The sequence below is a fragment of the Rhodococcus sp. NPDC047139 genome, assembly GCF_040643435.1.
GTDB lineage: Bacteria > Actinomycetota > Actinomycetes > Mycobacteriales > Mycobacteriaceae > Rhodococcus.
Genome location: NZ_JBEYUH010000007.1, coordinates 107,325 through 128,398, shown reverse-complemented (window position 1 = coordinate 128,398; position 21,074 = coordinate 107,325). Strand labels below are relative to the sequence as shown.

At 67.0% G+C, this 21,074-nt stretch carries 27 protein-coding genes; 11 read left to right on the top strand and 16 right to left on the bottom strand.

Annotated features, from left to right (window positions below; all coding sequences use genetic code 11):
* Positions 1–12: 12 nt before the first annotated feature.
* Complete coding sequence (locus ABZ789_RS11410) at positions 13–1,107, bottom strand: UDP-N-acetylmuramate dehydrogenase (RefSeq protein WP_358423494.1); 1,095 nt, start codon at positions 1,105–1,107, stop codon at positions 13–15.
* Between the two features lie 23 nt (positions 1,108–1,130).
* On the opposite strand from ABZ789_RS11410, the gene ABZ789_RS11405 reads away from it, so the two are divergent.
* The 3 genes from ABZ789_RS11405 to ABZ789_RS11395 all read left to right on the top strand — a co-directional run bounded on the left by ABZ789_RS11405 (position 1,131) and on the right by ABZ789_RS11395 (position 3,029).
* A complete protein-coding gene (locus tag ABZ789_RS11405; RefSeq protein ID WP_358423491.1) occupies positions 1,131–1,640 on the top strand; it encodes a DUF2505 domain-containing protein in 510 nt (169 codons plus the stop codon).
* An 84-nt stretch (positions 1,641–1,724) separates the two neighbouring features.
* Positions 1,725–2,225 (top strand): DUF2505 domain-containing protein, encoded by a 501-nt coding sequence (locus ABZ789_RS11400; protein ID WP_358423488.1) that lies wholly within the window; start codon positions 1,725–1,727, stop codon positions 2,223–2,225.
* Between the two features lie 3 nt (positions 2,226–2,228).
* On the top strand, positions 2,229–3,029 hold the full coding sequence (locus ABZ789_RS11395; protein WP_358423487.1) for a class I SAM-dependent methyltransferase: 801 nt from the start codon (positions 2,229–2,231) through the stop codon (positions 3,027–3,029).
* Here the strand turns inward: ABZ789_RS11395 and ABZ789_RS11390 are convergent.
* The gene (locus tag ABZ789_RS11390; protein WP_358423484.1) at positions 3,021–3,638 is read right to left on the bottom strand and encodes a type IV toxin-antitoxin system AbiEi family antitoxin; all 618 of its coding nucleotides are present in this window, start codon (positions 3,636–3,638) and stop codon (positions 3,021–3,023) included. The genes ABZ789_RS11395 and ABZ789_RS11390 overlap by 9 nt on opposite strands.
* Before the next feature lie 104 nt (positions 3,639–3,742).
* Here ABZ789_RS11390 and ABZ789_RS11385 point away from each other — a divergent pair, with 104 nt between their 5' ends.
* Positions 3,743–4,492, top strand: coding sequence for a DUF2993 domain-containing protein (locus tag ABZ789_RS11385; protein ID WP_358423482.1), 750 nt, complete (start codon positions 3,743–3,745; stop codon positions 4,490–4,492).
* Between the two features lie 9 nt (positions 4,493–4,501).
* On the opposite strand, the gene deoC is transcribed toward ABZ789_RS11385, so the two are convergent.
* Complete coding sequence (gene deoC / locus ABZ789_RS11380) at positions 4,502–5,167, bottom strand: deoxyribose-phosphate aldolase (RefSeq protein WP_358423480.1); 666 nt, start codon at positions 5,165–5,167, stop codon at positions 4,502–4,504.
* A 176-nt stretch (positions 5,168–5,343) separates the two neighbouring features.
* Between deoC and ABZ789_RS11375 the strand changes: the two genes are divergently transcribed.
* Both ABZ789_RS11375 and purU read left to right on the top strand, forming a co-directional pair.
* The gene (locus tag ABZ789_RS11375) at positions 5,344–6,237 is read left to right on the top strand and encodes a class I SAM-dependent methyltransferase (RefSeq protein WP_358423477.1); all 894 of its coding nucleotides are present in this window, start codon (positions 5,344–5,346) and stop codon (positions 6,235–6,237) included.
* A gap of 44 nt (positions 6,238–6,281) precedes the next feature.
* On the top strand, positions 6,282–7,169 hold the full coding sequence (purU, locus tag ABZ789_RS11370) for a formyltetrahydrofolate deformylase (protein WP_358423474.1): 888 nt from the start codon (positions 6,282–6,284) through the stop codon (positions 7,167–7,169).
* 25 nt (positions 7,170–7,194) lie between these two features.
* Here purU and ABZ789_RS11365 read toward each other — a convergent pair whose 3' ends face one another.
* The 6 genes from ABZ789_RS11365 to ABZ789_RS11340 all read right to left on the bottom strand — a co-directional run bounded on the left by ABZ789_RS11365 (position 7,195) and on the right by ABZ789_RS11340 (position 12,431).
* Positions 7,195–8,235 (bottom strand): alpha/beta hydrolase, encoded by a 1,041-nt coding sequence (locus tag ABZ789_RS11365; protein ID WP_358423471.1) that lies wholly within the window; start codon positions 8,233–8,235, stop codon positions 7,195–7,197.
* 44 nt (positions 8,236–8,279) lie between these two features.
* Positions 8,280–9,203 carry a diiron oxygenase gene (locus ABZ789_RS11360; protein WP_358423469.1) on the bottom strand — a complete coding sequence of 308 codons (924 nt, stop codon included), beginning with the start codon at positions 9,201–9,203 and terminating at the stop codon, positions 8,280–8,282.
* Positions 9,204–9,373: 170 nt separating this feature from the next.
* Entirely contained in the window at positions 9,374–9,664 is a 291-nt protein-coding gene (locus ABZ789_RS11355; RefSeq protein WP_358423466.1) for a DUF2516 family protein, read from the bottom strand.
* Between the two features lie 64 nt (positions 9,665–9,728).
* On the bottom strand, positions 9,729–10,625 hold the full coding sequence (locus ABZ789_RS11350; protein WP_358423463.1) for a heparin-binding hemagglutinin: 897 nt from the start codon (positions 10,623–10,625) through the stop codon (positions 9,729–9,731).
* On the bottom strand, positions 10,622–11,098 hold the full coding sequence (locus tag ABZ789_RS11345; protein WP_358423460.1) for a helix-turn-helix transcriptional regulator: 477 nt from the start codon (positions 11,096–11,098) through the stop codon (positions 10,622–10,624). The genes ABZ789_RS11350 and ABZ789_RS11345 overlap by 4 nt, the downstream gene beginning before the upstream one ends.
* 61 nt (positions 11,099–11,159) lie before the next feature.
* A complete protein-coding gene (locus tag ABZ789_RS11340) occupies positions 11,160–12,431 on the bottom strand; it encodes a DUF445 family protein (protein WP_358423896.1) in 1,272 nt (423 codons plus the stop codon).
* A 95-nt stretch (positions 12,432–12,526) separates the two neighbouring features.
* Here ABZ789_RS11340 and ABZ789_RS11335 point away from each other — a divergent pair, with 95 nt between their 5' ends.
* Genes ABZ789_RS11335 through ABZ789_RS11325 form a run of 3 tightly spaced genes read left to right on the top strand, consistent with a single transcriptional unit; the run spans position 12,527 to position 14,554 of the window.
* Positions 12,527–13,270 (top strand): TetR/AcrR family transcriptional regulator, encoded by a 744-nt coding sequence (locus ABZ789_RS11335; RefSeq protein ID WP_358423457.1) that lies wholly within the window; start codon positions 12,527–12,529, stop codon positions 13,268–13,270.
* Positions 13,271–13,315: 45 nt separating this feature from the next.
* Positions 13,316–13,669: a DUF4873 domain-containing protein gene (locus ABZ789_RS11330; protein WP_358423454.1), complete on the top strand. Its 354-nt coding sequence runs from the start codon at positions 13,316–13,318 to the stop codon at positions 13,667–13,669.
* Positions 13,670–13,696: 27 nt separating this feature from the next.
* Positions 13,697–14,554, top strand: coding sequence for a polyphosphate kinase 2 family protein (locus ABZ789_RS11325; RefSeq protein ID WP_358423451.1), 858 nt, complete (start codon positions 13,697–13,699; stop codon positions 14,552–14,554).
* Positions 14,555–14,626: 72 nt separating this feature from the next.
* On the opposite strand, the gene ABZ789_RS11320 is transcribed toward ABZ789_RS11325, so the two are convergent.
* The 4 genes from ABZ789_RS11320 to ABZ789_RS11305 form a co-directional block, all read right to left on the bottom strand.
* On the bottom strand, positions 14,627–14,848 hold the full coding sequence (locus ABZ789_RS11320) for a hypothetical protein (protein ID WP_358423448.1): 222 nt from the start codon (positions 14,846–14,848) through the stop codon (positions 14,627–14,629).
* Positions 14,849–14,910: 62 nt separating this feature from the next.
* Positions 14,911–15,471, bottom strand: a complete 561-nt coding sequence (locus ABZ789_RS11315; RefSeq protein WP_358423445.1) for a dihydrofolate reductase family protein — start codon at positions 15,469–15,471, stop codon at positions 14,911–14,913.
* The gene (locus ABZ789_RS11310) at positions 15,468–16,403 is read right to left on the bottom strand and encodes a helix-turn-helix transcriptional regulator (RefSeq protein ID WP_358423442.1); all 936 of its coding nucleotides are present in this window, start codon (positions 16,401–16,403) and stop codon (positions 15,468–15,470) included. The genes ABZ789_RS11315 and ABZ789_RS11310 overlap by 4 nt, the downstream gene beginning before the upstream one ends.
* Before the next feature lie 70 nt (positions 16,404–16,473).
* Positions 16,474–17,331, bottom strand: coding sequence for an SDR family oxidoreductase (locus ABZ789_RS11305; RefSeq protein WP_358423439.1), 858 nt, complete (start codon positions 17,329–17,331; stop codon positions 16,474–16,476).
* Positions 17,332–17,422: 91 nt separating this feature from the next.
* Between ABZ789_RS11305 and ABZ789_RS11300 the strand changes: the two genes are divergently transcribed.
* The gene (locus ABZ789_RS11300) at positions 17,423–18,442 is read left to right on the top strand and encodes an iron-containing redox enzyme family protein (RefSeq protein ID WP_358423436.1); all 1,020 of its coding nucleotides are present in this window, start codon (positions 17,423–17,425) and stop codon (positions 18,440–18,442) included.
* A 24-nt stretch (positions 18,443–18,466) separates the two neighbouring features.
* Here the strand turns inward: ABZ789_RS11300 and ABZ789_RS11295 are convergent, their stop codons facing one another.
* The 3 genes from ABZ789_RS11295 to ABZ789_RS11285 all read right to left on the bottom strand — a co-directional run bounded on the left by ABZ789_RS11295 (position 18,467) and on the right by ABZ789_RS11285 (position 20,506).
* Entirely contained in the window at positions 18,467–18,739 is a 273-nt protein-coding gene (locus ABZ789_RS11295) for a hypothetical protein (RefSeq protein WP_358423433.1), read from the bottom strand.
* Between the two features lie 88 nt (positions 18,740–18,827).
* Complete coding sequence (locus ABZ789_RS11290) at positions 18,828–19,928, bottom strand: NAD-dependent epimerase/dehydratase family protein (RefSeq protein ID WP_358423430.1); 1,101 nt, start codon at positions 19,926–19,928, stop codon at positions 18,828–18,830.
* 32 nt (positions 19,929–19,960) lie between these two features.
* On the bottom strand, positions 19,961–20,506 hold the full coding sequence (locus tag ABZ789_RS11285) for a DNA starvation/stationary phase protection protein (RefSeq protein ID WP_358423427.1): 546 nt from the start codon (positions 20,504–20,506) through the stop codon (positions 19,961–19,963).
* 220 nt (positions 20,507–20,726) lie between these two features.
* On the opposite strand from ABZ789_RS11285, the gene ABZ789_RS11280 reads away from it, so the two are divergent.
* The gene (locus ABZ789_RS11280; RefSeq protein WP_358423425.1) at positions 20,727–20,882 is read left to right on the top strand and encodes a DUF6131 family protein; all 156 of its coding nucleotides are present in this window, start codon (positions 20,727–20,729) and stop codon (positions 20,880–20,882) included.
* The last annotated feature ends 192 nt before the right edge of the window (positions 20,883–21,074 follow it).

The window sequence follows — 21,074 nt, the reverse complement described above, 5'->3', positions numbered from 1 at the left end:
GCATTCGGCCGGTCAGATCACGCAGTCGACCGTGACGGGTTCCGGATGAAGACGGACGCCGAAGGCGTCCTCGACGCCGTCCCGGACCGTGCGCGCCAGGGCCACGAGGTCCGCGGTCGATGCCCGTCCGCGGTTGGTGAGCGCCAGCGTGTGTTTGGTCGACAACCGTGCCGGCGCGTCGGCCGCGGGAAATCCCTTCCCGAAGCCTGCCCGTTCGATGAGCCATCCCGCCGACAGCTTGGTCCCGCCGTCGGCAGGGAACCGGGGGATCCGCACGTCCTCTCCCAGCCGGGCCGCGATGGCCGCCAGTACACCGGGCAACCGATCGTCGGGTATCACGGGATTGGTGAAGAAGGATCCTGCGCTCCAGGTGTCGTGGTCGGCGGAGTCGAGCACCATGCCCTTGCTCCGCCGCAACGCGAGAACGTGCTCGCGCACCTCGCTCGCGGGCCTGCGTTCGCCTTCCTCCGCCCCCAGCGCGACCGCGAGTTCGCGGTACGCGAGCGGCGCGCTCGTACCGTCGCCCCGCAGCTCCAGTTCCACTTCGAGAACGACGGCGGTATCGGTGTGCTTGAGGACGCTGGTGCGGTAGCCGAGACCGAGCGCCTCGGGTCCGACCCAGGAGTCCTGTCCGGTGCGGCGGTCGAGCAGTCGGACTCCGCGCAGGACCGAGCCCACCTCGACGCCGTAGGCCCCGACGTTCTGCACCGGTGTCGCGCCCGCGGAGCCCGGAATACCCGACAGACATTCGAGCCCGCCGAGTCCGGACTCGACGGTGGCGGCGACGACCCCGTCCCATTCGGCTCCCGCATCCACCCGAACGTGATCTTCGCGGAGATCGACTCCGGTCGTCGCGATGCGGACCACGACTCCGTCGAAGCCGCCGTCCCCGATCACCAGATTGGAACCGCCCGCGAGGAGCAGTACCGGGACACGCTGCGCGTCGAGCAAGCGAACGACCTCGATCAACGACGAGGTCGACCTACATTCGACGAGATAGCGGGCCGGGCCACCGAGCCGGAGGGTCGTGAAATCCGACAGCGGCACCTGCTCGGACACCGCAGCTCCTGTATCGGCGAGCCGGGCCCTGGTACGTGGATCAAGCACCAGCAAACGGTAGCGTGCCCCGTATGGGCAGCCCTATAGACCACACTGCGAACTACTCGTACCCCTCCACTGCGGTGCACGCGGCCTTCGTCGATCCGCAGTACTGGCAGACCCGGCTGCGCGAGGTCGGCGGACCGGGCGCAGCAGTCGAGCGGGTCGACAGCGGTGACGGCGGGATCGAACTCGATCTCAGTCAGGCGATCCCGGCCGAGCACCTGCCGAGCGTGGTCACGAGCATCCGCCCGGGCGATCTCGTCATCCGGCGCCACGAGGCGTGGGGCGCATTCGGCGATGACCGCGCCGAGGGCAAGTTCTCGGCGCGTGTCGACGGGATGCCCGGTGAGGTCTCCGGTTCCATGACGCTGCTCTCCGACGGTGCGGGTTCGTCCGTGATCATCGAGGGCACCGTGGAGGTCAAGATCCCGTTTCTCGGTTCCAAGATCGAAGGGATGATCGTCGAGCAGCTGATCGAACTCTTCGACGCGGAACGCCGCTTCACCGAGCAGTGGCTGGAGGGCAACCGCTTCGCCTGACGGTCGCCACCGCCTTCCCGTCGCCGTGCCGACCCCGGCCCACGATTTCCGGCCGGGGCACCGGACGCGGTAGCCTGGCCGGTCGTGGCACGGCGTATCGACTACTCCGCCCGCTTCGTCCATCCACCGGAGCGGGTGTACGAGGCACTCGCCGACCCCGACCATTGGGAAGCGCGGATGACCGAGATGCGCAAGTACTCGGAGAACCACGTCCGTGAGTTGACCGCCTCCGAGTCCGGCATCGTGCTGGTACTGCACCACGTCCTGCCGCGTGCGGACCTGCCGGAGCTTGCCCGCACGGTGATCAAGAAGGACATGATCATCACCCGCACGGAGACCTACGGTCCGTTCACCGATGGGGCCACCGGCACGTATCAGGCGTCGATCCCCGGGGGTCCGGGCAGCCTGAGGGGCACGATGGAACTCTTCGCCGGCGAGCACGGCTCCACTCTCCGGACGACGTCCGAGGCCAAGGTCCACCTCCCACTCGTCGGCGGCAAGCTCGAAGAACTCATCCTCACCAATCTCGTCGACGTGTTTCGTGCCGAAGCGGCCGTCACCGCAGACTGGCTCGCCCGACGGTAAGCGGTGCGAACTCGAGGACCCGTCGGTGTGGTCACGCGCGGCACCACCGGCATCAACCGGCTGCGCCGCTGCGACCGCTGGGCCGTGCACGACCCGCAGATCGCGAGGGCGTTGACGGATTCCGCCGACCCGCTCGTGGTCGATCTGGGCTACGGTGCCATGCCGGTGACCACCCTCGAACTCGCCGCGCGCCTGCGGCGGGTGCGGAGCGACCTGCGGGTCGTCGGCCTCGAGATCGACCCCGAACGCGTGGTTCCGGGTCGCGACGGCGTCGAGTTCGCCCGAGGTGGCTTCGAACTCGCCGGCCTGCGCCCCACCCTCGTCCGTGCGTTCAACGTGCTCCGGCAATACCCGGAGGAAGCGGTCGAACCGGCGTGGGCGCGTCTGCGGTCCGGCCTCGCCCCGGGCGGGCTGCTCATCGACGGCACGTGCGACGAATTGGGTCGCCGGTGCGCCTGGGTACTGCTCGACGAGCACGGTCCCCGATCGCTGACCCTGGCGTGGAGCCCGTTCCATGTGCAGACACCGTCGGACGTCGCCGAGCGTCTTCCCAAGGCGCTGATCCACCGGAACGTGCCGGGCGAGCCGATCCACAACCTGCTCCGCGCGGCCGACCGGGCGTGGGCGACGAGCGCCCCGCATGCGGCGTTCGGTCCGCGGATCCGCTGGCAGGCGACAATGGAATTGCTGCGCGAGCAAGGCTTTCCGGTTCGCGTTCCCCGTCGTCGCCTCCGTGACTGCGTACTGACGGTGCCGTGGAGTGCGGTGGCCCCGGCAACCGCCGTCCGAGCACGTTCAGCCTGAGGCGAGTAGCGCCAGCTCGATACGGTCCGCCACCGCGGCCGGCTGGTTCGCCACCGCGACGCGCAGTTCGTCCGAGTCCAGCCGTCCCAGTGCGAGCGCGTCGCCGACGAGTTCGTCCAGCACTTCCTGGGAGACACCGCCCGCCGCGAGGTCGATCGCTGTCCGGGCAGGCGTGGTGATCCGGAAAGCGCCGACGACCTCGCAGTCCTCGGCGGCCAGCGCCCGATGATGCAGCGCGAGGCGGTTGCTCGGCACGGTGCGCTGGTCGGGGGTGGACAGGTGCAGGAAGCGGGGCTGAAGGTGACCCATGCCGTGCAGGTCGGCTGCACTCTGGTGCGAGACGACTGCCTCCCCCTCGTACCAGGTACACCACTGGGCGAACTCGTCGAACTTGGTCCGCGGGCTGTCGCCGAGACGGAACAACTCGGTCTCGACGCGAATCCACAGACCCGCTTCGAGACGTTCGGCGAAGTCGTGGGTTGCTATTCCGTGGCAGACTGCCTGTCGCGCGGTGAAGAAGCCGGCTTGTGTGGCAGCGAGGCGCCGCAGCGAGTCGTCGGCATCGGCACGCCCGGTTGCGTCGTGACCTGAATCCGTCCACCCAGTCATGGCGCCCAGAGTAGCCGACTCATGTGGTGCACCTCACACATTTTCCTCATCCTGCGGTCGTGTGCTCAGTCGATCCTCAGAGTTCTGCGGAACAATCGGCGAGCATGACGCAACGGAAGCGCAACCGCCTCGTCACGATCGCCGTCGTTCTCGTCGCGGCACTCGTCGCCGTACTGGTCGGTGCGGAGGTCTACGTCCGTAACCGCGCGACAACCTGCCTCGCCCAGTCCTTCGAGAGCGAACTCGGTACGGGAGTCGACGTCGACCTGAGCTGGAAGCCGGTGCTGCTGCAACTCGCCGACCGGCAGGTACCCTCCGTGACCCTCGACAGCGACGACACCGCCTTCGGGCCGGCTCAGCAGATGCAGGTGCACGCCGAAGTCCACGACGTGGATCTGCGTGAGTCCGCGGAGGGCGCCGGCACCATCGGCAGCTCGAGCGCAGACCTGTCGTGGCCCACCTCCGGAATCCTTGCGACGGTTCAGAGCCAGTCGGTGGGGGGCCTCGTCACCGATGTCATTGCCGACGAGGGTGCGGACACCTTGACGTTCACGGTCGGCGGGCAGGGTCTCGCCGAGTTCACCGCGCGACCGGTGGTGAACGACGGTGTGGTGACGATCGAGACCACGGACGCCTCCATCCTCGGGATCGGGCTGCCGACGGCTCTCGTCGACGGAGTGGTGGAGATCCTCACCTCGGGCCTGCAGCAGTACCCGCTGGGCATGCAGGCCACCGAGGCGAACGTCACCGACTCCGGCGTCGAGTTGCGCCTCGAAGGTGGGCGCTTCGTGTTGCCGGAGGCTCCCGAAGGACAACAGCAACAGCAGCAGGGCGACTGCGGCATCCTGGCGTGATCGAGCGGGTCAGTCCGCCAGTCCGTCGAGCACTGCGCGACTGCCGGACAACCCGAGACGGGTCGCGCCTGCCTCGATCATCGCGACCGCAGCCTCGGCGGTACGGATCCCTCCGCTGGCCTTGACGCCGAGTCTGCCGCCCACCGTCTGCGCCATGAGGGACACCGCGTGGGTGGTGGCACCTCCCGCGGGGTGGAACCCGGTTGACGTCTTCACGAAGTTCGCTCCGGCCCTCTCCGCTGCGCGACACACTTCCACGATCGCGTCGTCCGAGAGCGCTGCGGATTCGATGATCACCTTGAGGACGGGATCGAAACCGATCGACTCACGCACGGTGAGGATGTCGGCGAGGACCGCGTTGTAGTCGCCGCTCACGGCAGCGCCGACATCGATCACCATGTCGATCTCTCGCGCCCCCTCGTCCACGGCGAGTCGTGCTTCGGCGCCCTTGATGAGCGAGTGGTGCTTCCCCGAGGGGAAACCCACCACCGTTGCGATCGTGATCCCATCGGCCCGCAGGGGCAGCATCGACGGCGACACGCACACCGCATACACGCCGAGTTCGACGGCTTCGTCGACAAGGGCTCGAACGTCCTGCGACGACGCTTCCGGCTTGAGGAGGGTGTGGTCGACGATCGACGCGACCTGCGCACGGGTCAACGAGGTTCCGGACATGGCTGCAGCTTGTCATACACCCCGATCCGGTGCTTCGACGTGCCTTCACACCGTGCCGGGTCGTCGCCACCCGTGGGCGGCCCGTAGGACCGGGAAACGGCTCTGATTCGACAGCACGGCATGGTCTCGCGCCGCACAATGAGCGGGTGCCGATCCCTGCCCCTCGAGGAGCAACGATGAACGACGCACAACACACCGGCACGTCCGGCTCCGACTCGCCGTGGTCCGACTCCGCGGAAACCGCCCGGACCTTCGACGCGGCGAGTCGCGGTTTCGATGCGCTGACCCCGGCGCTGTGGGGACCGGCCGGACAGGCTCTCGTCTTCCAGTTGGGCGTCTCGCCCGGCGAGACGGTGCTCGACGCGTGTTGTGGAACCGGGGCGTCCGCTCTTCCCGCCGCCGCGGCCGTCGGTCCCGAGGGACGTGTCCACGGGGTCGACATCGCCGACGACATGCTCGAACGTGGCCGTCTCACGGCAGAACGCCGCGGCTTGAGAAACATCGAGTTCGTCTGCGCGGACGCATCACGCTGGGAGGCGCCGTCGGACGTCCCCGCTGCCGGCTACGACGTCCTGTCGATCTCGTACGGAGTGTTCTTCCTCCCGGACATGGACCGGTCCTTCTGGCGTCTCGTCTCACTCGTGCGGCAGGGTGGCCGGGCCGGGGTGACGGTGTGGCAACACGGCGCCATGGAGGAGTTCTCGTCGATCGTGTTCGACGTCGCGGCCCGCCACTCCCCCGGACTGCGCGACCGCGCCGGCCTGCGCGACCGCACGCCGCTGCATCGGATCGACACCGCGGCGAAGCTCGAGGCGTGGCTCGCGGATGCGGGGACCGATTCCGTCGAGGTCCGCACGCTGTCCAATCTGCTTCCCGCGACGGAGGAACTGTGCTGGTCGCTCGTGGCGGGTACCGGTCTGCGTGCGGCCCTGACCGGACTCGACGCCGAGGAGGTGGCGTCGGTGCGGCAGGAGATCGCCGAAGAGGTCACGGCGCGAGGACTACACACGATCGATGCCTCGACCCTGGTCGCCACGGCCACTGTGCGGCGTCCTCCGGTCTCCGGCTGACGACCGGGGAATGGGCCCCGCACGTCACCTGAGACAATCGGGGCATGACGCTCGCCTCATCCGCCGACGACCGACGTTACGTTCTGACTCTGGGCTGCCCGGACACCACCGGGATCGTGGCTCGCATCTCGACTTTCCTCGCGGAGGTCGGTGGTTCGATCGTCGAAGCGGCCTACCACGCCGACCAGGACACCGGCTGGTTCTTCACCCGGCAGGCAGTTCGTGCGTCGTCGATTCCGTTCGGTCTCGACGAGTTGCGAGAGAAGTTCGCGAGCGTGGCCGCAGACATCGGCCCGCAGACCGAATGGACGCTGTCGGATACCGGTAAGCGCAAGCGGATCGTGCTGCTCGTGAGCAAGGAGGGTCACTGCCTCCACGACATCCTCGGCAGGGTCGCAGGGGGAGAACTCGACGCCGAGGTGTGCGCCGTGATCGGTAATCACCGCGATCTCGAACCGGTCGCGCAGCGGCACGGCATCGAGTACCACTACGTATCGTTCCCCAAGGACCCCGCCGAGCGGGGCCCGGCCTTCGAGCAGGTGCGCAAGCTCGTCGATGCGTACGACCCGCACGCGGTGGTCCTCGCCCGCTTCATGCAGGTGCTACCGCAGTCGCTGTGCGAGCACTGGGCCGGGCGGGCGATCAATATCCACCACAGCTTCCTGCCCTCGTTCATCGGTGCACGGCCGTACCACCAGGCCTTCACCCGCGGTGTGAAACTCATCGGCGCGACCTGCCATTACGTCACGGCCGAACTCGACGCGGGCCCGATCATCGAGCAGGACGTCATCCGGGTCAGTCACAGCGACAGCGTCAGCGACATGGTCCGTCAGGGCCGCGACGTCGAGAAGCTGGTGCTCTCCCGCGGTCTGCGCTGGCATCTCGAGGATCGCGTTCTGGTGCACGACAGCAAGACGGTCGTCTTCCGGTAGCCCGGCCCGCGAGCGGGGAGCTCGCTCAGCCGACGGGCACGCCGGCGCGTTCGACGAGGTGGGCGACCTCCTCATCGAACCTGTCGATCGCTTCGACGGAGCTCATGTGCCCGATACCGTCGAGCACGACCAGACGTTCGAGATTGCCGGCACATTCGAGTTCCTCGGCGAGACGCCGAGCGTGGACGGGCGGAGTGAGGCGGTCTGCCGACCCGACGAGTACCGTCGTCGGGACGGTGAGGTTCTGCAGCCCCTCCCGGATGTCGAGAGCACTCAGCGCCCTGCCCCAGCCGCCGCGCGTGCGTGGCGGGCAGCCGAGCACGATTCGTTCGCAGAAGGCCACCTCCGCGGTGCTCGCGCCGGGCGACAAGGCAACGTACCGCAGTGCTCGCGTCGTCACCGGAGACGGCGCCAGCGGCACCGTCATCCCCATGAGCCGACTCGCAACGGGCACCGGCACCCGCGGGAACCGTTGTGGCAGCGGCACGATCGCCGAGTCCGCGACCAACCGGTCGGTGCCGGTGCTGGCGAGCAGTACGCCGGCGACCATGCGGTCGACGTTCTCGGGATACTTCTCGGCCCACGCGATGATGCTCATACCACCCATGCTGTGGCCGGCGAGCACGGCTTTCGTTCCGGGCCGGACCGCTGCATCGAGGACCGCCTGGAGGTCGTCGGCGAGTACGTCCGCACCCAGCGGTCGCGTCCCGGCCTCGCTGTCGCCGTGTCCGCGCTGGTCGTACACCACGACGCGGTAGTTCTCCGCGAACGCGTTGATCTGCGGCGTCCAGTAGGCAGCGTTGCACGTCCACCCGTGGCAGAACACCAGTACCGGCGCGTCCGCGTCGCCGTAGGCGAGCACGTTCAGCCGGGTTCCGTCCTCGGTGCGGACGTCGACGGGCTCGGGTTCGATGTTCGGTTCTCTCAGCAGCGAGTGCGGTGCGACGTCCTCGGTCCGGACGACCCTGCGGCGGCGTCGACGGACGAAGACGGCGGTGGCGGCCGCTGCGACGCCGAGGGCGATCGACCCCGCAACGATCGACGCGGCCGGGGACGGTTTTCTCACTGGTGGGAATCTCCTGTCGATTCGGCGGAACAGCGGCTGCGAGGTCACATGACGTGTGCGCGACGCAGCAGCACGGTGGAAGGACCGCCGATCAGGCCCACTTCGTCGAGGAACTCGATCGTGCGGCGAGTGCCCTGGCGGAGTTTGTCGTGATAGTGCTTGTTCTTCTGCGCCGCCTTCTTCGCTTCGGCGACGTCGAGTCCGGCAGCGGCATAGACCTGATCGTTCACGAGGCTGGTGACGACGAAGTAGGCGCTGACCCCGAGGTGCATCCGGATCCACGCTCGCTCGAGGCGGCCGAGACGCGCCGACCGCTTGCGGGTTTCCTCCCGGGCGTAGCGGATGTGCCGGGACTCCTCCACGACGTGGACGTGACTGACGGTCCGGGTGATCGGCTGCACCCTCTCGTCGCGCATGAAGTCGCGCTGCATCATGTCGAGAATTTCCTCGGCGAACAGAGTGCCGCCGTAGGCGAGGGAACCCCGCGCGACCGCCTTGAACAGGCGACCGGTCTCCCGCACCCAGCGCTTGGGTCGGTAGGAGGGGATCCCGTTACGCTGCGCCGACCGGGCGAACATGATCGAGTGACGGCATTCGTCCGCGATCTCGGTGAGCCCGAACTGCACGTAGGGAGTTGCGGGATCGTGCCGGTAGAGATCGCGGACGAGCATCTGCATGAGGATCATCTCGAACCAGATGCCGGTACCGGCGATACTCGCAGCTTCGTGCTTCGTAAGGGTGATGCGCTGTTCCTCCGACATGCGTTCCCACAGTTCGGTGCCGTAGAGGCTGCACCACTCCGGTGTCATGCCGTACTTGCCATCCACCAGCGGAGCGTCCCAGTCGATCTCGAGAGCGGGATCGTAGGACAGTCGCGCGGACGAATCGAGCAAGCGTTGCGCGGTCTCCTGCCGGTCCTCGGTGGGATGTTCACCCGGCAGGCTGTCGTGCTTTCGCAGGAGCGTCATCGCAGACCACCTCGTCTCGGAAATTATCCGTTACCCGAAGTGTCATTATCTGGATCACACTTGTCAAGCGCTGCGCACGAGCGCGTCACGACGCTTACGCCCATCCCGGCCGACCGCCAGCGAGAAAGCCGGGTCTCCACGGCCACCACCGAGGATGCGGAACTCCCCCGTCACCAGCGGGGACGCTGAACCTCCTCGACACGCGGCCGGACGTCCACGAGATACACACAGACCGCGACGACGGCGATGATGCCCAGCAAACCGACCGCACCGAACACGACGAGCACGAGCAGTGCCGCCACGAGGATGCCGAGCCAGACGGGCTTGGTCAGCTTGTCGACGGCCGGAAACGCCTCGGACGGCTGGCGCACCGCATGGAACAGCGCGAATCCCGCCCCGGCGATGGCGATGATCTGCAGCGCGAGGATGATCAAACCGGCAAGTGAATCGACATTCGTCACCTCACCAGTCTACGAGAATCGGCCCCCGCGCGAGTTCACACGGGGGCCGATCGGTCAGTGCAGGTCAGGAGCCGCTGGTCTTGCGCGGCGCCGCCTTCTTCGCAGGAGTCTTCTTGGCCGGAGCCTTCGCCGGGGTCTTGGCGGCGGCCTTGGCCGGAGCCTTCGCCGGAGTTTTCGCCGGGGCCTTCGCGGGCGTCTTCTTGGCAGGCGCCTTCGTAGGGGGCACCTCCACGGGCTCGACCGGGGTAGCGACGGACTCGACCTTCTCCGCGGCCTTGTCCGCTGCCTCGCGAACTTCGCCACGGGCGGACTCGACCCGTCCGGCGGTCTCCGAACCCGTCTCCTCGGCGCGCTCGCCGAGGCCGACGACGCTCTCGGCTGCCTTGTCGCCGGCACGCGAGACCGCCTCGCTCACGTCCTCGCTCGTCTCCGAGATGCGACCGGCCGCGCGACCCGCAAGCTTCGCAGCCTGTTCGCCGACCTCACGGGTTCGGCGCGCCACCGTCCCGAGCGCTTCCTCGGTGATGTCGGCGGCGTCACCGAGGACCGCTTCGGCGCGGCCGATACCGTCCTCGAGTGCGGGCTGGGAGCGCAGGCGTTCGATCGTCTCCTCACCTCGTTCGGCGAGGGCGGTGTAGAGATCGGAGGCAACCTTCAGATACGCCTCGGCCACCTTGCGAAGTTCTTCGGCACTGAAGCGCTCACGCAGTTCGGCGAGTTCCTCGGGCAGTTCCGCCGGAAGCTCCGCGAGACGCTCACGGAGCGACTCGACGGTCTCGGTGAGATCGGCGGGCAGGGTCGCGAAGCGGTCGCGGGCGGTCTCGACCCGCTCGGCGACCTCGTTGCGGTTGCTCTCCGCACGCCGGCGCGCCTGGGCGACGAGGTCGGCAACGGCCTGGACGACAGCGTCGCCCGCACCGACGGCGGCATAGAGGGACGTTCGGATGTTGGGATCGGTCATGGGGATTCCTCCTCGTCGAAGTCTGTCGGATTGTCGGGCCGAGCATCGTCGGCGTCCTGACGGTTCTCCCGGCAGAACGAGTCGTAGATGTCGAGCAGGACCTGCTTCTGCCGTTCGGTGAGAACGGCATCGACGAGCACCGCATCGCGCACGGCACTCTCCGCTCGATGCTCGAGGATCCCGGCACGTACGTAGAGGACCTCTGCCGAGAGCCGCAGCCCCTTGGCAATCTGGGCGAGCACTTCTGCGGACGGCTTGCGCAGCCCCCGTTCGATCTGACTCAGGTACGGGTTGCTGACACCGGCCAGTTGCGACAACTGCCGGAGCGAGACCTGCGCGGCCTCACGCTGGGACCGGATGAAGGCGCCGATGTCCTGGGCGGCGTTGTTGACCACCCGCGCGGCGATATCCCCCGGCCCGGAGCTTTCGTCCGGCGTGTCCGAGCCCTCGATCGGATCTGGTTCCGTGGACACGAGCCTCACTCTACGTCCGAGTGCTAACTACAGCAAGCACTCTGCTAGCAGGTGACGCAGCTCACGAGAACAGCAGTTCCGACACCGTGTAGATCGCGAGTCCGGCCAGCGAACCGACCACCGTGCCGTTGATCCGGATGAACTGCAGGTCGCGACCCACGGCGAGTTCGATCTTGCGGCTGGCCTCCTCGGCGTCCCAACGTTCGACGGTCTCACGGATGACGGAGGTGATCTCGTCGGCATAGTTCGCCGCGATGAACCGCACCGCATCGAGCAGCCAGCCGTCGATCTTGGTTCGCAGGTCGGCGTCCTCGCGCACCCGGATACCGAACGCCATGACGTTCTCCGCGACCTTCGTGCGCAGGGTGCTGTTCGGATCGTCCACCGAGTCGAGGATCATCCGTTTCGCCGCGCGCCAGGTCGCGGCGGCGAGCTGGGTGATCTCGTCCCGCCCCATGATCTCCGCCTTGACCTTCTCGGCCTTGGCGATGGTGACCGGGTCGCTCTGCAGGTCACGGGCGTAGTCGGCGAGGAAGCGATTGACCGCGAGCCGCACTTCGTGCTCGGGATTCGAACGGATCTTCCACGTGAACTCCACCAGTTCGCGGTGGATCCGCTCACCGAGCAGCAGGTCGACGAACTTCGGGGACCAGGAAGGTGAATCGCGGCTGATCACGCGATCGATGGTCTCCTGGCTGCCGAGAGCCCACTGGTGTGCCCGCTCGGCGAGCATGTCGACGAGCGGGAGGTGCCGGTTCTCGGCGAGCAGTTCGGTGAGCACACGCCCGATCGGCGGTCCCCATTCCGGTTCGGCGATGCGCTTGACGATGGTCTGATCGATGATCTGCTGGATGTCGTCCTCGCGCAGAATTCCGACCACACCACGCAGGACCGTCGACGTCTCCTTCGCAACCCGGGCGGCGTTGTCGGGCTCCGCAAGCCAGGTACCGACACGCAGCGGAATCTGCGCCGACTCGACCTTCGCCGACACCACCTCGGGCGCGAGGAAGTTGTTGCCGACGAACGAACTCAGGTTGGCCCCGAGCTGATCCTTCTTCCGCTTGATGATCGCCGTGTGCGGCACGGGTATCCGCAACGGATGCCGGAACAGCGCGGTCACGGCGAACCAATCGGCGAGAGCGCCGACCATCCCGGCCTCGGACGCCGCCCGCACATAACCCACCCATTCGCCTGCACCCCGGGACTCCTGCCACCGGCAGAAGAGGTAGATGATCGCGGCGAGGACGAGGAAACCGGTTGCGACCGCCTTCATACGGCGAAGATCCCGGCGTTTGATCTCGTCGTCGGTCGTCAGAAGCTGCACGCGATCGATTGTGCCGAAATTCCGAACTCGGCGATGGAACGGCCTCGAGTTCTGAAGTACGGAAGTTCGGACCGTAGACTGAGCCGACGATCGAAACCGAACGGATGTGCCGCACAGTGTCCAGCAGACCGCAGACGACTTCGAACCCCACCACGACCGAGGCCGCCCAGCCCGTCAAGCAGGACGGCCGCAAACGGCGTTGGCACGAGCACAAGATCGCTCGTCGAGAAGAACTCGTGGACGGCACCATAAACGCGATCCGCTCGCGTGGGCACGAGATCGGCATGGACGAGATCGCCGCCGAGATCGGCGTCTCGAAGACGGTGCTCTACCGCTACTTCACCGACAAGAGCGACCTGACGACCGCGACGATGCTGCGGTATGTCGAAACGGTTCTCGCGCCCCGGATCTATGCGGCCGTGGCGGAGGATCTCGACGAGTACGGGCTCACCCGCGAGGCCATCACGGCGTATGTGGAGACCGTGGCCGACGATCCCGAGGTCTACCTGTACGTGATGAGCAACAGCACGTCGGCGGGTCGCGATGTGGTGGCCGACTCGGAGCGGATGATCGCCGAACTCGTCGCCACCGTCCTCGGGGAGCGGCTGCGCCTGCTCGAGATGGATTCGGGCGGCGCCGTGCCGTGGGCGTACGGAATCGTCGGTGGCATCCAGCTCGCCACCCACTGGTGGATCTCGAACAAGTCGATGACCACGGAAGACCTCATCGACTACCTGACGATGATGATCTGGGGTGGCATGACCGGCATCGCCGGTGTCGCGGGGTCACCGCTGCGCTTCAAGTCGCAGTCGCACCCGCTTCTGCCGGAGTCGTCGCCCGCGCCTTGATTCGGCCACTTTACTGTAACCACAAGTAGCACGTATAGTGCCGGCATGAGCGACCATGCGGACGATCCGCACGACGAGGACGACCTCGGCTATCGCGGGCCCGCCGAGATCGCAGTGGGTGATCGCAGCGTCGTCGTCGATGTGGAGATCTCCGGACGATTCGATCCCCTGCTCGGCCGCCACGTATGGCGAGGCCGGCTCCGCAAGCTCACGGAGGCCCTCGGCGAAGCACCCTCACCCCCACCGGGAACGGCGGTGACCATCCGGGTGGCGGGCGCCCCGGACGCTGCGACCGCCCGCATCTCGGAGATCGATCTGTGGGGTAGTCACATGGTCGACGGCATCTCCCGGCCGCCCTATCCGCTGCCGACCGACGAGAACGGTGTCGATCCCGCCTGAGACCGGCGAATGTGACACGCTTCTCCCATGCCGAAGGACGCCGTCTTCCGACCCGCCTCGATCGTCGAAGCACTCCGGGCAGGGCCCGAGACACGCGTCGCCGAGATCGCGACGAATGCAACGCCGGGATTCGAGGGGGACAAAGCCGCAGGCGAACGCCTACTCACCGAACGCGGCGCCACTCTGTCCGGATTGCAGGAGATGCTGTTCGCGGAGGGACGGACCGGCGGTACCCGCTCGGTACTCCTGATCCTGCAGGGCATGGATACCGCCGGAAAGGGTGGCATGGTGCGCCACGTCATCGGCCACGTGGATCCACAGGGGGTCGACCATACGGCCTTCGGCGTTCCTACACCCGAAGAGAAGCGGCATCACTTCCTGTGGCGGGTCAGGAAGGCCCTCCCGCGCAACGGCCAGCTCGGCGTCTTCGACCGCTCGCACTACGAGGACGTGCTCGTCGCCCGCGTGAGATCGCTGGTACCCGAGAGCATCTGGCGCGGACGTTACGACGAGATCAACCGATTCGAGAGCGAACTCGTCGACGAGGGCACGACCATCGTGAAGGTGGCGATGTTCGTCTCGTTGGACGAGCAGAAGAAGCGCCTCGCCGAACGTCTCGAACGCCGCGACAAGCACTGGAAGTACGATCCCAGCGACGTCTCGGAGCGCGCCCTGTGGCCGCAGTACCAGCAGGCCTATCAGGACATGCTCGATCGGACGCGCACCGATTCGGCCCCTTGGTACGTCATTCCGTGCGACCGCAAGTGGTACAGCCGGCTCGCGGTCACGGAACTACTCATCGACGCCTTCGAGGGTCTCGATCTCGATTGGCCGGAGCCGACGTTCGATATCGAAACGGAGAAGCGCCGACTCGCAGAGTCGTGATGCCGAACGGACTCGCGGAGTCGTGATGCCGAACGGACTCGCAGAGTCACGGCCGCGCGTCGGTGGCATCGCTCAGAACAGGTGCGGGGTGTCGATATGGCGCCGGTGATCGCGGCGAACGGTTCCGACCATCATGCCGAACGCCGCTCCGAGCGCGACGACCGCTGCGATCGCAGTGATGAGCGCCCAGCCGGAGAAGCCGTATCCCGCCGCGACGAGTGTCAGAGCGATCATCAGGATCGAGGTCAGCGCGAGCCCGTAGGTGCTCCACGCTACGAAAAGGTTGAGTTTCACGACCGCCTCCTTGGACGAGGTGTGTCCCGCTCGATGCCGACGGTACCGTCCGGTGATCCGCATCACAACTTTTCTGCCGCTTGGAGCACCTCGTACCGGGCGACTGCGAATTCGCCGCTCTGCCCCACCTCTGTCAGATGCATCTCCACGTGCCGCGGAAGCAACGGGCGACCCGAGCCGATCGTCACCGGCGCGAACGAGACGATCAGTTCGTCGAGCAGGCCGTGGTCGGCGAACTGCCCGGCGAGATCACCACCGCCCACCATCCACAGGTCACGGCCGTTCGCGGCCTCTGCCATCTCGGTGTAGACCTGCCGGACATCCTTGCGCGTGAAGCGGATGTCGCCGGGTTCGCTTCCCGCCCGTGCCACAGGCAGGTCGTCGCGATGAGTGAACACCCAGCAGGGCAGGTCGTACTCCCATTTGTCCTCACCCGTGTGGTCGAGAACCCAGCGGTAGGTCGACGAGCCCATCACGATGGCGCCGATACCGGCGATGAACTTCTCGTACCCGACGGGCCCGCCGTCCCCCGTCTCGCGGGTGAGCAGCCAGTCGAGCGAATGATCCTCGGTCGCGAGGAATCCGTCCAGTGTGCTTGCGGTGTAGTAGATCATCCGGGTCATGGGCTGTTCCTGTTCCAGTCGAGTGGATCGCCGTGATCGACGTCGAGGCCCGCCGCCCGCATCATGTGCCGGGCGAGTTGGCGGCGGTGCGCGGCGAAGGTGAGGACATGGGTGACCACCCCTGCGAGGACGAAGCTCTCGGGAGGGTCGCACAGGGCATCGATGAGTACGTCGCCCCAGGCACCACGGCGATGGATGTCGCGGATCGTCTCCACCCATCGCGGCGCCACATCATCGAAACGTGCTGCCAGCAAGTCGATTCCACAGTCGTCTTCCACGGGCTGGTCGGCACCGACCATCGAGGCCAGCCAGACCTCCTTGGCGCGCACGAGGTTGCCGAGCACCCGCGACACGGATTCCTCGGGTCCGTCCCACTCGAGCACGACGAGACCGGGGAACCGGATTCGCTCGCGTTCGTCGGCGTCGAGTTCTGCGGCACGGCCGAGGAGATGGCGGGTGTCCGCAAGATCGTGCTGCACCATCTGCGCCAGGACCTCGGCATTCGGATAGGCAGGTGCCGTGGGCCGTTGCCCGTCGTCCTCGACCCAGAGATTGGTGGGCGGATGGAAGTGGACGCCGTTGGGAGCGGGAAGCCAGTGATCACTGCCGCCGGTGCCGAGCACCCGGGCGGCCGCGCTCGGTGGATAGCCGTAGACGCGGGCGAACGCGCGTCCGAACCCTTCGACGCTGTCGTAACCGGCGGCGAACGCCGCATCCGTGACCGAGCTGCCGTGGCGCAACTGCCAAGCGGCGCGTTCGAGCATCACCCGGCGCCGCAACGCCACCGGCGACTCGCCGGTACCGACCGCGAAGGTGCGGCTGAAATGCCACGGCGAGGCGTAGGCGTGCTGCGCCATCCGTTCGAGGGTCGCGTTGTTCTCGTCGAGAACGGCGTCGAGCAGTTCCCGGAGTCGGTCACGGCCGAGGGTCATGCGTTCAGTGTCGCGCGCAGACCCCGCCGCCGCCCGACCGTTCTTGCTCTCTCCTGGCCCCGCCTCGACGTCAGCCCGGCATGGTCTCACCGCCGAGCGGAGCGAGCACTTCGCCGCTGTAGTACGAGGACATCGTCTCCGAGGCGAAGAAGACGTAGGAGGGGGCGATCTCGTCGGGCTGCGCGGCACGTCCGAAGGGTGCCTGCTGTCCGAATTCGGAGACCTTCTCGGCGTCCATCGTCGCGGGGATGAGCGGTGTCCACACCGGTCCGGGCGCCACACAGTTCACGCGGATCCGCCTGTCCCGCAGCGCCTGTGCGAGTGAATACGTCAATGCGATCACGGCGCCCTTGGTCGCCGAGTAGTCGATGAGCGACTTGTTTCCGCGGAGACCGTTGACCGACGCGGTATTGATCACGGCACCACCCGGCGTCAGATGCGGCAAGGCCGCTTTCGTCACGTGGAAGAAGCTGTCGATGTTGACTGCGAAAGTGCGCCGCCACTGGTCGTCGCTCAGATCGGCGAAGTCGTCCACCGGCTGCTGAGTGCCGACGTTGTTGACGAGAATGTCGAGTCCACCGAGTTCCTCGGCCGTCTCGGCGACCACCGACCGGCAGTGCTGCACGTCGCCGAGATCCCCTGCGATCAGGTGACACTTCCGTCCCTCGGCTCGCACGAGAGCTGCGGTGTGCTCGGCGTCCTCATGCTCTTCGAGGTACGCGATCGCGACGTCGGCCCCCTCCTTCGCGAAGGCGATCGCGACCGCCCGCCCGATCCCGGAATCGCCACCCGTGACCAGGGCCCTGCGTCCCGCCAGCAGACCACGTCCCACATAGCCGCGCATCTCGTCGGAGGGACGCTCCGCCATATCGCCGGTGTCACCGGGATAGTCGATGGTGTGGGGTTCTCGTTCGCGGTCCTCAGTCATGGCAGCCGAATACCCGCCCGGGCGGCCGATATGCACAGCTCGTGCCGCTCGCGGCCGTTTTTCGGAACCCCGGAGCGGGTAACCGGGCCGTATGGCTCATGAGACCCGGATGTGCGACAGTCACGAAGCTCCGCTGCCCACACCGCGCGGACCTGTTTCCGCCGAGGTCGTAGAGCGGCTCTGCGGTCCTGCGGACCATTCCGTGTGGGACATCGCGACCGACGGCGCCGATGCCTACGGTGAGGACGTCCAACTCGCCCTGTCGGTGCTCTACGAACTCCACTACCGCGGGTTCGCGGGCGTCGACCCCGCTTGGGAGTGGGCGCCGGGTCCGCTCGGGGTTCGCGCCCGCCTCGAGCGCATCTTTCTCGACCGGTTGCGTGCGGACGTGCCGGCTGCGGACGACCCGCAGAGTGTCCTCGAGGAATTGTGCCGTGAACCGCACGACGCCTGGGGCGTCTCCCACGAACTCGCCGCGAACGGCACGTGGGAGATGATGCGCGAGTTCTTCGTGCACCGCTCCGTTTACCACCTCAAGGAAGCGGATCCGCATGCCCTCGCGATCCCCCGGCTGTCCGGTCGCGCCAAAGCCGCGCTGGTCGCCGTAGAATTCGACGAGTACGGCGGCGGACGAGCAGAGCGGATGCACTCACGGCTGTACGCCGACCTGCTGCTCGCAGCCGGCCTGAAGGACGACTATCTCGGCTATCTCGACGTCGTCCCCGCCGTCACCCTCGCAACGGTGAACTTCATGTCGCTCTGCGGCCTGCACCGCGCGTACACGCCGATGCTCGTCGGCATGTTCGCCGCAGCCGAGATCACCACCGCCCCGAGCGCGCGGCGCATGGTCGAGGCGCTCGAACGACTCGGAGCGGACGAGGCATGCACCTTGTTCTACTCCGAGCACATCGAGGCAGACGCCGTCCACGAGCTCGTCCTGCGGCACGACGTGGTGGGCTACCTGCTCGAGCAGGATCCGACCTGCGCGCAGGACATCTCGTTCGGTGCGCAGGCCATCGAGTTCCTGGAGGGCCGGCTCGGAAGTCACCTGCTGGGCAGTTGGGCGGCCGGTCGCACGTCGCTGCTCACACCGATCGAGGCGCCGGCGTGAGCAGCGAGCACGTGTTGCACTTGTTCAGTCGATGAGACCGGGTTCGTGCGTAGGGGTACCACCCGAACCGCGAAGCCGGCGGCTACGGAGATTGAGGGCCGACATCACGAGCCCGACGACGATGAGTACTGCGGCGGCGATGGCTCCGACGAGTACCCATCCTTCGAATCCGTCACCCGCCGCGTAGAGGACGAGTGCGACTACGGCGATACCTGCGAGTACACAGGCGTAGCCGATCCAACCCGAAGCCCGGGATGCAGTGGTGGGTGCGTGAGCCCGATTCGATGGTTTCGTCATGGTCGCGGATACCGCATTCGCGCCGTCACGAAACCCGCGGACATCATCCTCGCGGAAGGAGAACCCTTGCGACGTAAAGTGTTACGCGCTAGGACGGGATCCGCCGGTCGAGAGGACCGCGCTCGACGAGGGCGGCGAGCCGCTCCCGGGCTGTCCGCGCAGTGAGCACGGGGCTGTCGGTGCCCGCCCGGCTCCGCATTCCCTGCACCGTCTCGGCCCATGTCTCCGGGCCGTCGTGTTTCGGCGACCACCCGAGTTCCTCGCGGGCCCTGCTGCAATCGAGCAGCGGGCAGTTGTATGCAAGATCGATCCAGCCACCCTGCACCGGCTGCAGCCGCAGCCGCCAGGTCGCTTCGGCGAACGCCGACAGAGCCCGCCACGGCATCGGCACCGTCGGGCAGTCGAAGGGAGCGGCGAAATCGTCCGCCCCCACCGGGGTCGGCGCCCCCAGATTGAACGGCCCGGGTACTCGCCGTTCGAGTGCCGCGACCAGGGCGCTCGCCACGTCGTCGGAATGCACCGCAGGGATTGCGAGGCTGTGGTCGATCGGTATCACCGGCAGATGGTTCGTGATCCCGCTGGGAACGAACTCCGGCAACACATAGCGTTCGAGGCCGGAACCCGACACCAGTTGTCCGATGAATCCCGGACGGAACCGGGTGAGGACCGGGGTGTTCGGCTTCGTCTCGTAGTCGTCGAGAACATTCTCGGCCTCGACCTTGTCGACGCTGTACACACAGGTGGGCACGCCGTCGCGAGCCCAGGCCTCGTCCACCGTTCGCCGATAGGCGCCGCGGGAGTAGACGGCGGCGGACGACATATGGACCAAATGTCCGACGCCGGCCTCCGACGCTGCTGCGGCCACGGCGCGCGTACCGTCGACAGCGACGCGACGGAGATAGTCGCGGCGATGCGAAGGCTGAAACCCCCATGCCAGATGGACGACGGCGTCGGCTCCCGCAAAGGTCCGGGTCAGTACGTTCGCAACGTCGGGATCCGCCAGGTCGACGGCACTCCAGGTCGCTCCCGCATACGGATCGCGCGCCGGAGGAATCCGGCGCGCGATCGCGACGATATCGGGTTGTGCGGGATGAGCAGTCAGGCGGCGCAGCAGTGCTGTGCCGACGTTTCCGCTCGCACCGGTGACGACGATCCGCCCGGGCAGACCCGGCTGGAATCCCGGAGCCATCGCCGCCCTCGCATTCGTCCTGTCGTCCTGGTTCAGCGGGCGGATTCTGCCGCGTCCTTCTCGGTCCGCGCGTCCGCGTTCGGGAGCACACCGGCAGCGTTCTCGAGGTGGGCGCGAACGAACCACTGGAACTTCTCGAGCTGGCCGGTGTGCCCGATCAGAATGTCCTCGGTGATCGGGTCGAGCTTGCCGACCTCCTCGATCGCCTTGCGATTGTCGGTGATCACACCGTCGTAGACGAGATCGAGCGCAGCGAGGTGCGCCTGGGCGGTGTCGCGTCCGACCGAGTAGTCGTCCCACGTACGGTTCTTCTCGATCGCCCCGGGCGTCCCCTTCGGAGATGCACCGAGCGCCGCGATCCGCTCGGCGACCTCGTCCGCGTAGCCGCGCACGAGCTCGACCTGCGGGTCGATCATCTCGTGGACGCCGATGAAGTTCGGGCCGACGACGTTCCAATGGATGTGCTTCAGAGTGAGGTGCAGGTCGTTGTAGGCACTCAGGCGCTCCTGGAGAACCTGTGCGGTGCGCGACCCGTCGGCATCACTCAGTCCCGGAACCGTGTAGCTCGACTTCGACATTGTGCTTCCTCCAGAGTCCTTCGGGTATGTCGAAGAGCGAATACCCGGGCGGCGGCGCGGTCCAAACATTCGGCGGACGCGGGAAGCACCCGGTCCACCAGGGCTCGAGCAACGTCGAAAATTCCTTGGTGACAAACGTTTGGAATCGGACCAACCCGGCTATTCGTCCGCCAGACTCCGAAGCTGCAGGGCTACGGACACGACATCCGAGGTGGCGATAATGATCATTCTGGGCCTGATTCTTCTGGTGGTGGGTTTCTTCACGGGGATCTCGATCCTCACCACCCTGGGCGTGATCCTCCTGGTGGTCGGCGTGATCCTTGCGATCCTGGGTTCGACCGGTCGGGCCATCGGCGGGCGTGCGCACTGGTACTGACGCCACAATTACCGACCGCGCCTGAAGAAGGCGCGAACACGAGACGAACGACGAATCCCGGGTGCTCGGAGCACCCGGGGTTCGTCGTTTCGGTGCCTGTGCGGACGCAGCGTATCGAGATACGCAGCGCTCGAGATACGAAAATGTCCGGGCCGACCTGTCGGCCGGCCCGGACATCACACTTTCATCGTG

What these genes read in the sequence shown, in the direction of transcription:
- ABZ789_RS11405 (WP_358423491.1), top strand. Translation starts at nt 1,131, where the DNA reads ATGGGCAGCCCTATAGACCACACTGCGAACTACTCGTACCCCTCCACT.
- ABZ789_RS11390 (WP_358423484.1), bottom strand. Translation starts at nt 3,638, where the DNA reads ATGACTGGGTGGACGGATTCAGGTCACGACGCAACCGGGCGTGCCGAT.
- ABZ789_RS11385 (WP_358423482.1), top strand. Translation starts at nt 3,743, where the DNA reads ATGACGCAACGGAAGCGCAACCGCCTCGTCACGATCGCCGTCGTTCTC.
- deoC (WP_358423480.1), bottom strand. Translation starts at nt 5,167, where the DNA reads ATGTCCGGAACCTCGTTGACCCGTGCGCAGGTCGCGTCGATCGTCGAC.
- ABZ789_RS11375 (WP_358423477.1), top strand. Translation starts at nt 5,344, where the DNA reads ATGAACGACGCACAACACACCGGCACGTCCGGCTCCGACTCGCCGTGG.
- purU (WP_358423474.1), top strand. Translation starts at nt 6,282, where the DNA reads ATGACGCTCGCCTCATCCGCCGACGACCGACGTTACGTTCTGACTCTG.
- ABZ789_RS11360 (WP_358423469.1), bottom strand. Translation starts at nt 9,203, where the DNA reads ATGACGCTCCTGCGAAAGCACGACAGCCTGCCGGGTGAACATCCCACC.
- ABZ789_RS11350 (WP_358423463.1), bottom strand. Translation starts at nt 10,625, where the DNA reads ATGACCGATCCCAACATCCGAACGTCCCTCTATGCCGCCGTCGGTGCG.
- ABZ789_RS11335 (WP_358423457.1), top strand. Translation starts at nt 12,527, where the DNA reads ATGTGCCGCACAGTGTCCAGCAGACCGCAGACGACTTCGAACCCCACC.
- ABZ789_RS11330 (WP_358423454.1), top strand. Translation starts at nt 13,316, where the DNA reads ATGAGCGACCATGCGGACGATCCGCACGACGAGGACGACCTCGGCTAT.
- ABZ789_RS11325 (WP_358423451.1), top strand. Translation starts at nt 13,697, where the DNA reads ATGCCGAAGGACGCCGTCTTCCGACCCGCCTCGATCGTCGAAGCACTC.
- ABZ789_RS11315 (WP_358423445.1), bottom strand. Translation starts at nt 15,471, where the DNA reads ATGACCCGGATGATCTACTACACCGCAAGCACACTGGACGGATTCCTC.
- ABZ789_RS11310 (WP_358423442.1), bottom strand. Translation starts at nt 16,403, where the DNA reads ATGACCCTCGGCCGTGACCGACTCCGGGAACTGCTCGACGCCGTTCTC.
- ABZ789_RS11305 (WP_358423439.1), bottom strand. Translation starts at nt 17,331, where the DNA reads ATGACTGAGGACCGCGAACGAGAACCCCACACCATCGACTATCCCGGT.
- ABZ789_RS11300 (WP_358423436.1), top strand. Translation starts at nt 17,423, where the DNA reads ATGGCTCATGAGACCCGGATGTGCGACAGTCACGAAGCTCCGCTGCCC.
- ABZ789_RS11295 (WP_358423433.1), bottom strand. Translation starts at nt 18,739, where the DNA reads ATGACGAAACCATCGAATCGGGCTCACGCACCCACCACTGCATCCCGG.
- ABZ789_RS11290 (WP_358423430.1), bottom strand. Translation starts at nt 19,928, where the DNA reads ATGGCTCCGGGATTCCAGCCGGGTCTGCCCGGGCGGATCGTCGTCACC.
- ABZ789_RS11285 (WP_358423427.1), bottom strand. Translation starts at nt 20,506, where the DNA reads ATGTCGAAGTCGAGCTACACGGTTCCGGGACTGAGTGATGCCGACGGG.
- ABZ789_RS11280 (WP_358423425.1), top strand. Translation starts at nt 20,727, where the DNA reads ATGATCATTCTGGGCCTGATTCTTCTGGTGGTGGGTTTCTTCACGGGG.